The organism is Chryseobacterium sp., assembly GCF_019236175.1.
GTDB lineage: Bacteria > Bacteroidota > Bacteroidia > Flavobacteriales > Weeksellaceae > Chryseobacterium.
Map to the genome: position 1 here is coordinate 72,526 of NZ_JAFAJM010000013.1, position 12,382 is coordinate 84,907.

Genomic DNA, 12,382 nt, shown 5'->3' on the forward strand with positions numbered 1-12,382 from the left:
AATAAATAACCATCAAAAAAGCATAAAATGGAAGATGAAAAGTTTCTAACCAAAGATGTTTTTGGAATTCAAAGAGAATTACCAAGTAATTATGTAGAAAGAGAAGCTGATAAAGTATTTCGTGATTCATTAAATAGAGGACATCATGTTGTAATTTTTGGAAGCTCAAAGCAAGGTAAAACATGTCTAAGAAAAAGAAATTTATCTGATTCTGAATATATTACTGTACACTGTAATAATAGGATGGATTTGTATACTTTAAACGTAACGATATTAAAGCAAGCTGGTTTCACTGTCCAGATTTCAGAAACAAAAACTTTGAGTGGAAAGGCTAAGGTTAAGGTTGCAGCTGGATGGAATCTTTTTGCAAGGGCTGAAGCTGAAGCTGAAGCTGAAAGAGAAAAAGGAACAGTTAAGGAATATCAGCCTTTAGAATTAGATCCTGAAGATGTCAATGACATTATTAAAGCTCTGAAAGGTATGGACTTTAATAAGAATATTGTGGTTGAAGATTTTCATTATTTAAAGGACGAAACTCAGGTAGATTTTGCACAGGAACTAAAAGCATTTCATGAAAATTCACCATATATATTTATTATTGTAGGTGTATGGTTAGAGGAAAATCGATTAATAGCATTGAATGGTGACTTATCAGGGAGAGTGAAATCAGTAAATGCAGATGAGTGGACTGACGATAATTTGAATAAATTAATGTCTATCGGGGAGCAATTATTAAATATTGTGATACCTGAAAACGGAAAAGAACAATTAATTGAGAAAAGTCTAAATAATGTATATATAGTCCAAGAAGTTTGTTACGAGCTTTGCGTTGAAAATGAAGTAAAAGAAACAAGTAATAATACATTAACACTTGATTGTAGTAGCTTAGATGATATTATTTCAAAAGTTATTTCTCAGCATTCAGGACGATATTATAACTTGCTAACTAATATTTCTGAGGGCTTTCAAACCACCGAGTTGGAAATGCACAAATGGATTATGTATGCAATTTTAAGGGAAGATATAACTAAACTTGAAACTGGATTAAAAAGAAGTGAAATTAATACTCGTTTGCAAAATGATCATCCCAGAAAGAATGAATTAAATCAAGGGAACTTAACTCTTGCTCTGAAATCTATTGCTTCATTACAAGTAAAAAAACACACTATACCTATAATTATTGATTATGATAGTAGTAATTTAAAATTAAATATAGTAGATAAAGGATTTCTGATTTGGCTTTCAGATCAGAATAGAGAGGAGCTTATTAAAGACTTAGGAATATGAGTATAAAATGTGCAAATTAATTATTGTATGACGGTGTTTTTCAGAGTATTATCAAAATGCAAATTTCAAAAAATGATAAAATGAAAGAAAACAACTACGTGTAGACTATTTATCTCATAATGGATTTTTTACGGAAATTACAGAATTTTATGAAAAAAATCTGGAAGAATCAACATAGCTAAATTTTCATTTCGTAAAGTTTACTTTAAATCTCAAAAAATTATAAAAACCTAATTGTATATTTTATACTTAAAAAACAACTAAAATATTTATGTCAATAGGTTAGATATTGACCTGAGTTGAACCAGCTGGAATTTGTGGATTTCTGAAAAGCTTTTTGATTTTTTAGTGGCAAGTAGCAAATTAAAAAAAGATGCCAAACAGACAAAAAAAGAAGTAAGATATAAAATAATCATTTTAATGTGTTATACACTTTTGAATTAGGCTAAAGAAAAAACAACTCTTATTAAAGATCGCTGTAATGTAGATTCTATAGATAGGCTTAAAAATGAAATATCAATAGAGCTTGTAAATATTTCAGTTTTTGGATCTGATAATGTAATAATAGCTATGAAGAAGTTTATTTTTGACCGAGACGTAGTAGCATTAAATAATTTAGCATTGCTATGAGAAAAGACTTGTATGATATTCGTACTAAACTAAACCATGATCATTTCAAAATAGGTATATAATTATTCATTCAACAATAATCTTACAAAATGGTAATTCTCAATTTTTTCAGAAAGCAGTGGTATGGAGCTAAATTTTTTTAAGCTGCTGGTATATAAGATTTAATACCGGATTACAGAAGAATCACCCGCAGTAGGTATTAATTCTAAAATACAATATGTTTTTAAGAATAATTGACATTTAAAAGTACCTCGGGAGTGAATTTATAGAAATGAAAAAATAGAATCCGATTTCATTCTAACGTGAAGACTTCCCTTTAAAAAATTATCAAAAGGGAAGTCTTCAATTTTAAATAGGGTTAATTTTAAAAATTTCACTTTTTATAACTTTAGTATTATTTTCATTTAATGTCTGTTTCACTGTAACTTTTACCATATCATATTTTGGAGTAGGAAATTTCATCAGATCTGATATGTTTTTATATCCAAAAGCTCTAGCCAACATGGCGATATGGCGTGTAGAATATTTGTGACGCTGTGTGTAGGATTCTACATTTCCAACAAATGATTTAGCCAACCCCATTTTAAGGCTTAATTCTTCTTTTGTAAAACCTGCTGATTCTCTCAAATTTCGTATGTGATTTATTAAATCAAAGTCAAATTGAGTAATTTCAAATGTAATTTTTTTTTCCATTTAATTTATTTATTTTATCCAACCAGTTGGATGTTTGAATATTATTCTTATATTTGCTGTAGCGAATTGATTATTAACCTATAAATGGTTTAATAAAACGATGTCTTCTCGAGTCAAAACGACCAATTTTCCATCGAGAAACTCGTGAAATCGCTCCATGTCTAAAAGTTTCTTACTTTTGCATACGGCATGTGGGCGGTTCTCACGTACTTCAGATGGAAACTTTAAGCTTCGGTTTAAAGTGGGTTTGGTCGCCCTTGACTCTTTAGTGTGAGGCCGTTCCATGCTATTTTAGCATGTATTCACATCATACTCAAAGGCATTGTTCCATAAAAAAACTAAACTTATGAGGACGACATTTTCAACCATTCTGCTTATTGTTCACTGGAGTAGTTCACTAGCATTGCAGATAGAAAAACCTACAGCTCTATACCACAACTACGACATATATACAGAAGTTGAGGGATAATCAGACTCCATTACACTCCGAAATTCCTTTAATAGTAAAAGGAAAGCCAGACTACGATTTAAACACACACTTTAAAAGTACTTGCTTTCTTTCAATTTTCCAAATTATTTTTTAGCACGCAGGGAATTTATTACAAAATATAAAAAGTGAAAGACTTCATTGGTCAGAGGGGTAGAGCTGTTTTTAATTTAAATAAATGCTTTCTCATATAGAAACTGTAAGATACAATAGGAATGTACAACCTATTGCGGCTTTAAAAAGCTTACACGGGAACACAGATTCATTCATATTCAATTCTTTCCGGTGCCTTAAGGTCACTGCTTTTAGACCTCAGTCCTTTTTCATACCAAAGGGCATCAGGAAAGTCTTTATCTAAAAAATGAATCAAAAAACTACTCAACTTAAAATCAGAAGAAAGAAAAAAGCCCCTTCCCATAGAGTTTGCAGACCAACGGGAAAGAGCACAGTTCAGTAATTAATCTTTAAAAATTAAAAACCTTTACAAATCTATGAAAAATTCCTATTACAATATAGGAGGCATTTTCTTTGGGCTCATGTTTACCGCTGTAAGCATTGGAACAACTGCCCAAACACGCACCATTTCCGGTACCGTCACCTCATCAGGTAAACCTTTACAGGGAGTTATAATCTCCCAAGAGGGCAGTGATCAGATAGCCATGACCGGCAACAACGGAACCTATACATTACAGGTTTCAGCAGAAAATCCCATCCTATTGTTCAAACACTCTGATTATGCAGAAGAAAAATTCACACTTACTAATCAGAAAGTCATTAATATCAGCTTAGAACAGAAAGTAAAGGGAATCGAAGAAGTTATTCTCAACGCTGGCTACTACAAGGTTAAAGACAAAGAAAGAACCGGAAGTATCGCCAAAGTTTCAGCAAAAGATATCGGAAAACAACCTGTCACCAATGTACTCTCTGCCACGCAGGGAAGGGTAGCAGGAGTAAACATCGTACAAAACTCAGGAATTCCCGGTGGTGGATATGATATTCAGATCAGGGGAAAGAACAGTCTCAGATCTCTTGGAAACACTCCGCTATATGTTGTAGATGGAGTTCCGGTAGGAGGAGAAATGGCCTCCCAGTTTTCGGGTGCAGTACTTCCGGCAAGCAGTATTAATCCGCTTAACAGCATTAATCCTGCGGATATTGAGAGTATTGAGATTTTGAAAGATGCCGATGCAACCTCTATCTACGGATCAAGGGGAGCTAATGGAGTAGTGCTGGTCACTACGAAGAAAGTAAAATCCAAGAATCTGGAATTAAATGTGGGTACCACCTATTCAGTAAGTTCGGTCATGACTGACCTTAAGATGCTGAATACTGCGGATTATCTAAAAATGAGAAATCAGGCTTTTCAGAATGACGGGATCTCAGCTTATCCGGCTAATGCCTATGATATCAATGGAATGTGGGATCAGGATAGATATACAGACTGGAGAAAAACACTCATCGGAAATACAGCAGATGCCTTTACAGCAAATGTCTCTTTAAGCGGAGGAAATGAAAGGACTTCCTTTCTGATAGGCTATGGACATAGCCAACAGTCTACCGTGTTTGCAAAAGATTTTAAGTATACCACTAATAATCTCTCTGCCAATATCAGCCACACCTCCGAAGATAAGCGGTTTCAGCTTAATGTTTCCAACAGGTTTTCTGTTCAGAAAAATAATGTCTTGAGCGAGGATATCACCAAACAGTCCTTTTTGCTTTCGCCCAATGCTCCTGCTTTATATGATGAGGAGGGAAACCTTAACTGGGAGAGCAATACTTTCAACAATCCTGCCGGACTTTATAACAGTTCTTATTCCTATGAGAATAAACAGTTTTTATCTAATGTGAACTTGCAGTATGAACTGCTGAAACATTGGTTTTTAAAATTTAGCGGAGGACTGAATTACCAGTCATTTGATGAAAGATCATTAAAACCTAATACCATATATAATCCTGCCTCTTATCAGGGACAGTCCAGTGCCAGTTCACAGTCTTATAACAGCAATCAGGACCGTTTTTCGTTTATCCTGGAACCCCAGCTGAACTGGCAGATGAAAAAAGATAAATATACCCTGGATGTACTTATAGGGACCACTTTTCAGCGGGAAATAGGAACACAGGGTTCAATGATTGGGATTGGATTTGAGAGCAATGCCTTTATAGAGAATGTAGGAGCGGCAAGGACTAAGATTATTACTGATCAGATCAGGACAGAGTACCGTTATGCCGCTTTCTTTGGAAGAGTGAATTATCAATATGCCGGAAGATATATTCTTAATATTACCGGAAGACGAGATGGGAGCAGCCGTTTTGGTCCCAATAATAAGTTCGCAAATTTCGGAGCTTTGGGAGCTGCATGGATATTCTCTCAGGAACCTTTCCTGAAAAATAAGAAATGGCTGAGCTTTGGGAAACTCCGTACAAGCTACGGAACTACCGGAAGTGATAATATAGGGGATTATGGCTATCTGGATACCTATGATCTCTCAGAATACCTGTATAATAATACAGCAGGTCTTACTCCTTCAAGGTTGTATAATCCCAACTATAGCTGGGAGAAAACTACCAAACTGGAAGCTGCTTTGGAGCTGGGATTTTTGAAAAACAAGATTAACCTGACTACATCCTGGTACAGCAATCGTTCTTCCAGTCAACTGGTAGGCTATCAACTTCCTTCAATAACGGGTTTTTCAAGTGTTCTGGCTAATCTGGATTCCGTAGTGAAGAACTCGGGATGGGAAACGGAGCTTTCCGCAAAACCTTTTTCAGGTAAATCTTTTCAATGGGAATCAAGTATTAATATAAGTTTTCCAAAAAATAAATTACTCTCTTTTCCGGGATTGGCTGGTTCCTCTTATGCTAATACCTACGTTATAGGGCAGCCTGTTACTTCGGTAAAGGTATATCAGTATGAGGGAATTGATCCTGAGACAGGGTTATACCGGTTCAAAGATTTTAACGGAGACGGGAAAATCTCTGCTCCCGATGATAGGCAGGCGGTAGAAAATATCGGCGTACGGTGTTTTGGAGGTTGGAATAATAACTTTCGTTTTAAAAACTGGAACCTTTCTTTTTTATTTCAGTTCGTTAAGCAGAAAAACTGGAACTACAATAATATCATGCCTATACCGGGAAGCATGAACAACCAGCCTGCAGAGGTAATGGATGTATGGTCTGCGGAGAACCCCGGAGGTATATACATGCCATACTCTTCAGGAAGTAACGGTATAAAAAATCAACTCCACGCCTTTTTTATGAACAGTACGGCAGCAGTATCTGATGCATCCTTTATCCGTCTTAAGAATCTGGAACTGGGATATCAGCTTCCTGTGAGAGGAGGTTTTAAAAGCGTGAAAATCTATTTTCAAGGACAGAACCTTTTGACCTTTACCAAATATTTCGGGCCTGACCCTGAGTTTAGAAATATCGGTTATCTGCCTGCTCTAAAAACGTATTCATTTGGAGTGCTTATCTCGTTGTAAATGTTAAAAAAGTAATTATGAAAAATCTAAAAATCTTAGTATATCAAAATCATAAAATAGTGCTACTTTGTAGAAATACGATGCTGGTATTATTGTTTTGTGGACTTATTTTTTCCTGTGAAAAGATGCTGGACGTGGAAACCCCCTCCAATCAGATCGGAAAAGATAAGATATTTAAAGATGTTCAAACGGCTAATGCCGCATTAGCGGGTCTTTATGCAGGTCTTAGGGACAACTCACCGCTTTCGGGAGAATCGCTAGGCCCTGTTCTGGGAGTCTATGTGGATGATCTGGATTCTTACGCCTTAGCTGATACCAATGGTGTGTTGGCGCTTTATCAAAATCAGCAGCTGGATGCCAATTCCATGGTGTATTCAGTTTGGTCTTCCGCCTACCAGAATATTTATGCAGCCAATGCTATTATAGAGGGTGTTAAAGCATCAGCCTTGCCGGGTACTGAAAAAGATAGAATAGAGGGTGAGGCTCTGCTCATAAGATGTATACTACTGTTTTATTTACAGCAGATTTTCGGAGCAATACCTTATCCGGTGAGTACCGACTACAATGTAAACCAGCATCTGTCAAGAGTAGAACCCAGCGAAGTACAGTTAAGGCTGGAAACGGATCTTTTGCGATGTGTACAGCTTATGCCAGATCAGTATAGAGAAACCGAAAGGGTATATCCCAATCGTAAAGTAGCAGAGTTAATGCTTGGCAAAGTCTATATGCTTGAGAAGAAATGGTCTCAGGCGGAGAACGTGCTTACAATAGTTACAGGAAGTCCGCTGTATAGTTTCCAGAACGATCTTTCAAAGGTATTTCAGAAAGATTCAAGACATATCTTGTGGCAATTAAAACCTGCAAATCCCGGTGATCCGGTGAGAGAGGCCATGCTCTATTATTTTGCAGGTGTTGCACCAACGGGTTATGCACTTTCTGAGAGTCTGATCAGTTCATTTGATCAGGATGATTTAAGAAAACAATACTGGATGACACCGGTATTTGCAGGTGGGAAAACGTGGTTTCGTGCCAATAAGTATAAAAATATAACGATCAATGATACGGAAGATTCTATAGTATTTCGCTTAGAAGAAGCATATCTACTGCTTGCTGAAACACTGGTTCAGCAGAACAAAACAGCGCAGGCTCTGCAATATATCAATCCTGTTAGGCAAAGAGCAGGCCTCAGTCTTATGGCCTCATCCGTTTCCAAAGAAGTTCTGCTTGGTGAAATCCTGATGGAAAACAGAAAAGAGTTTTTTACAGAAATGGGACATCGCTTTCTTGATTTAAAAAGAAATAACAGACTTGGAGATTTACAGGCTGTAAAACCGAACTGGAAACCTTTTCACATAGTGTGGCCGGTTCCACAAAAAGATTTACTGCTTAATGCTAACCTAAATCCGCAGAATAATGGCTATTAATATCAATAAACTGATAATTCTCTTGTTAATTCTTCTGGGAATGGTTTGCCGTGCACAAATACATCAGGACTCTGTAAAAGATGAAATTTCATCCTATTACAATATTGCCGTTAATAAGGTTTCTGACGATGGGAAATGGATTGTAGCAACGAAGGTTTACAGAAATAATTATGATACAGCGGTGGTATTGTCTTCCGGGAAATCAGGAATGAAATCGCAGGTTATTTCACTCATCAAAAAGTATCAGTATTCATTTGTTAAAAACAACCAGCTATTGACATTGGAACAGGGAAAAGCACAGATGTGGAATCTGATGACCGGATTTCAGAGAGAACTCAAGGGGAATCAGGATAAGGATGAAACAGGGAATATAATACAGAGCGGGGTTATAGAAAAGGGACAGAAATACTTTTTACAGACTAAAGACAGCGCTCTTCATATGTATAATGCGAAGTCTGAACTGCTGGAAATGGTAGAACAAGTACAGTATTTCAGAGTAAGCGGTTTTGGAGATGCATTGTATATTGTGAAAAAATCAGGACCTTATTGCCAGTTGGTAAAGTATTTCGGTAATAGGTTGGTTACAGTATATTCTACAAGGAATTATATTCAAAGTATAGAAGAGATGCCTTCAGGTAATTTATTGATTCTAAAAGAAGAAACAAATAGTGAGAAAGGTTCAAATAGCCAATTTCAGAAGGTTGTTTTTGTCAATATAAACACTGGAAAACTGATGTGTCCCGATCTAGGTGTGGTTAAAGGAGATGAATATCTGCGCTTTACAGAAATACAGAACGGAAAGGCTATCATGATTACGGGAATAAAGCACATCCCCACAGAAAAGGGAACCGTTGATATTTGGTATGGAAATGATGGTAATCTTGAAGCCAAACAGGAAGGTTCATCCCGTACAAGATATTGGCTATGGAATAAAGAAAGTAATAAGGTCCGCACTGTTCCATCCGGCCGTTTTTCAACAGTAGTCAATTTGAATAACCCGGATTGTTTTCTGATGTTTAACAGGGACGAACTTCAGAATTATTCAACTTTGTTTCCAATGGTTCACAGCTATATTTATGATCTTAAAAAGGATATCTATAAAGACCTCGGAGTGATGCATCCAGAAGTATCAGTATCTGATTTAGGAAAATACTTTATTTACAGGAATAAGGATGATTTATGGGTATTAGTAGATTCAGAAACATTGAAAAGAACAATACTGATGAAAAGAAATCTTAAAAAGGCATATTTCAGTCCTGACAGTAAAATAATTTACTTTGAAAGCCATAATGATCTGTGGAAATATGAAATAATTACAGGGCAATTTGATGCACTCCATATTGATGATCAAAATGAAGTAAGAGTTGTTACTAAAGATGAAACTGATTTATATCCAGAGACAGGTTATGATTTCAGGGTAAGTATAGTGGATATAAATGAACCTATACTTTTAACTGTTACTCAGAAAGGAACCATAGAAAAGGCTTTTTTGAAATGGTATAAAGGTAAATTAAAAAAAATTATGGCTTCTTCAGCATCCAATATTACATGGTATAAAACTGATAACTTATTGAGTAAGGCTGTCTATGTAGAAGAGAGCTTGAATAAGCCGCCACGGATTATGTGTAAAGAGATAGGAAAAGAGAAAGGTACTGTTATTTTTCAAAGTAATCCACAGGATAAAACATCAGCGTTAATAAGAAGAGAAATAGTTTATTTTACAAACAAAGACGGAACATTATTAAAAGGACTTTTATATTATCCTATTGGATATGTAAAAGGAAAAAAATACCCAATGGTAACTCATATCTATGAAGTTCAGAGCAGAAATCCTAACCAATATCTATCTCCCTTAAATAATTTTCCGGTAGGATTCTCTATCAAAGGACTTCTGGAGCAAGGCTATTTTGTATATCTTCCTGATATTGTGAATGGGTCATCTGGGGTAGGGTGGTCGGCACTGGACTGTGTTGAAAGATCATTGGATGCTTTACAAAATCATGAAGGTATTGATCTTACTAATGTAGGATTAATAGGACATTCTTTTGGAGGATACCGTACTGATTTTATAGCAGGTCATTCGAGTCGCTTCAAAGCCTATATTTCAGGAGCTGGGGCTAGTGATTTGATAAGAATGTACTTTTCCTATAATCAGACGTCATCTACCCCTTTTTACTGGCAGTTTGAAGAAGGTCAGTATAATATGCATGCTACTTTTGCGGAGAATAAAAATCTATATTTTAATAATAACCCTATTGAAAATGTACATAAAGTAAATGCTCCTATGCTTTTATGGACCGGACTGGAAGATAAAAGAATTGTCTGGGACCAAACGATGGAATTTTATATTGGGCTGAAGCGAAATAAGAAAGATGTGGTTGCATTATTCTATCCTGGAGAAGCCCATGTCTTTACGATAGGCTCCACGGCAGAGAAAGATCTTTCTGTAAGAATACAGGATTGGTGGGATTATTTTCTGAAAGGTAAAAAAGATTTTTCGTGGATAGAAAAACAAATGAAGAAGGATGCTGATTAGCATCCTTCTTTATTTGTAGGTTTAAATTATGGGAGAATTTCAAACAAGTCTCCAAAACACTGAGAACCGCTCATTCTTTTTAAGTTGTGAGGGCCTGTAGCATCTGTGTAGGTACAAAGCACCCCGGTATTTACCGTTTCACAGTTTTTTACAGCTACACACGTTGGTTCTCCGAAATTACCGACTCTGTATCCAATAGTAACTACTTTGGATGAATTTGCGATCGTTGATGCTAATGCACCTCCTGTGCCCATAATTACCAGGGCTGCTGGGATAAGAAACTTTTTCATAATAATTGAAGTTTTGGTAAATGAATGCTTACTCTTTATTCAGGTTTTCAGCTTCCCCTGTTGTAAAATATTTTACATTGGATCCTCTGTATCGATAGCGGATTAGATTTTTTCCAATAATAGCATATAGGTATTGATCAGTTACTATAATCTGAGATACTGGTTTGTTATCAATATGGTCTATATAAAAGCTTCCAAGGTATTCTTGTCTGTCTGTTCGGTAAATATCAATTATAGTTGATTTTTTCCATCTCTCGCTAGGCTCATATTTCCCCATCAAATAAGAGTGATTAAATAAAATTGAGCCATTTGCTGTTACCCCCGAATTAACTTTTAAGGGAGGGGATTTAAGCTTTGTATTTCCATTTGAAAGTTTAATAGGATTAATTTGTGCTTTTGAGATGGTATCAATAGTTTTCAGCTTCTTCTTTAACTGCAGACTATCATTCATTACCAGAAACTGATTTCTGTAGGTGTACATATAAATGATATCTCTTGTTTTTGAATCAACAGTTAACTGGCCATCCACATCAAATATTCCGTCAATCTGTTTTTCCAATAATTGATCATATGCTGTAAATGTGGGTTTCCCATTGAGCCTAAGTGTTCCCAATTCATATTCTCCGGTTTGGCTACTGCGTATCCTTACGGCAAAATTTAATGAATCGATAACAGCAAGTTGGTTAAAATATACATGATTATAGCTGATGGTATGAGCTAATGAATCATTTGTTTTTCCTTTGTAAATAATAGGAACACTTCCATCATACAAATAGTAATTCTGATCAGCTACTTTTAACTGTAGATTAGTATAATAAAAATCAGTATGATCAGGATGTATCTTCATTTTCTTCAACGTTGTGAAATTATTTCCAACAGAGCTAAGGATCAATGGGAAAGATGGATTGCCAAGAAATAAATATTTGTTATTGCTTCCTGCAAAGTAATAGTGATCATTATCAAGCTGGATTCTCTTATCTTCAATCAGCGGATGGATGAGAAAACGGCGGGTAAAGCTATTCTCTTTTTTGATAATATGTTCTGAACTGATATAAAGAAGAAGGACCGTGGAAAAACCTACTAAAATTGTAGTGGCTAGCTGTATGTAAACTTTATATTTATTTTTTTGTTGATTATATTGTATACAAATTAATGCAATAATGACTAGAAGCACGCAGCCCATATTGAATATAAGATGTTCGTTCCAGTCCATCTTTTCCAGTATACCTCCACAGGAGCATGGAATAGATTCACTGTAATGAAGGATCATATAGATATAAGTGCTGAAACCTGTCATGATTCCTAAAGAAGAGAGTAAGCCTATATGTTGTAAACGTGGGATTAAAAGCAGAATAACTGTCAATAACTCAATTATAATTACTCCATAAGATATGACTCCCGCATAAGCTGTCAGAAGAGGTGACTGAGCAATCTGTATTTGAAAATTTTCAAAATCAAGAATTTTATTTACTGCTGCATACATAAAAAGCAGTATAAAAAAGTAGGTAGTTACTAATGGAATGTATCCAATAACCTTTCTCATAACGTTTTTT

The 12,382-nt window shown here is 35.5% G+C and carries 7 protein-coding genes; 4 read left to right on the forward strand and 3 right to left on the reverse strand.

Annotated elements, in window-relative coordinates; genetic code table 11:
- The first annotated feature begins 27 nt into the window (after positions 1-27).
- Positions 28-1,287 (forward strand): hypothetical protein, encoded by a 1,260-nt coding sequence (locus JO178_RS10410; RefSeq protein WP_291935102.1) that lies wholly within the window; start codon positions 28-30, stop codon positions 1,285-1,287.
- A gap of 978 nt (positions 1,288-2,265) precedes the next feature.
- On the opposite strand, the gene JO178_RS10415 is transcribed toward JO178_RS10410, so the two are convergent.
- Complete coding sequence (locus tag JO178_RS10415) at positions 2,266-2,610, reverse strand: helix-turn-helix transcriptional regulator (RefSeq protein ID WP_291935103.1); 345 nt, start codon at positions 2,608-2,610, stop codon at positions 2,266-2,268.
- Positions 2,611-3,588: 978 nt separating this feature from the next.
- On the opposite strand from JO178_RS10415, the gene JO178_RS10420 reads away from it, so the two are divergent.
- Genes JO178_RS10420 through JO178_RS10430 form a run of 3 tightly spaced genes read left to right on the forward strand, consistent with a single transcriptional unit; the run spans position 3,589 to position 10,539 of the window.
- The gene (locus tag JO178_RS10420) at positions 3,589-6,579 is read left to right on the forward strand and encodes a SusC/RagA family TonB-linked outer membrane protein (protein ID WP_291935105.1); all 2,991 of its coding nucleotides are present in this window, start codon (positions 3,589-3,591) and stop codon (positions 6,577-6,579) included.
- A 17-nt stretch (positions 6,580-6,596) separates the two neighbouring features.
- Complete coding sequence (locus JO178_RS10425; protein ID WP_291935107.1) at positions 6,597-8,003, forward strand: RagB/SusD family nutrient uptake outer membrane protein; 1,407 nt, start codon at positions 6,597-6,599, stop codon at positions 8,001-8,003.
- Complete coding sequence (locus JO178_RS10430; protein WP_291935109.1) at positions 7,993-10,539, forward strand: prolyl oligopeptidase family serine peptidase; 2,547 nt, start codon at positions 7,993-7,995, stop codon at positions 10,537-10,539. Before JO178_RS10425 ends, JO178_RS10430 begins: the two co-directional genes overlap by 11 nt.
- A gap of 26 nt (positions 10,540-10,565) precedes the next feature.
- Here the strand turns inward: JO178_RS10430 and JO178_RS10435 are convergent, their stop codons facing one another.
- Entirely contained in the window at positions 10,566-10,793 is a 228-nt protein-coding gene (locus tag JO178_RS10435) for a hypothetical protein (RefSeq protein WP_291935111.1), read from the reverse strand.
- Between the two features lie 64 nt (positions 10,794-10,857).
- Entirely contained in the window at positions 10,858-12,372 is a 1,515-nt protein-coding gene (locus JO178_RS10440) for a MauE/DoxX family redox-associated membrane protein (RefSeq protein ID WP_291935113.1), read from the reverse strand.
- Positions 12,373-12,382 lie beyond the last annotated feature (10 nt).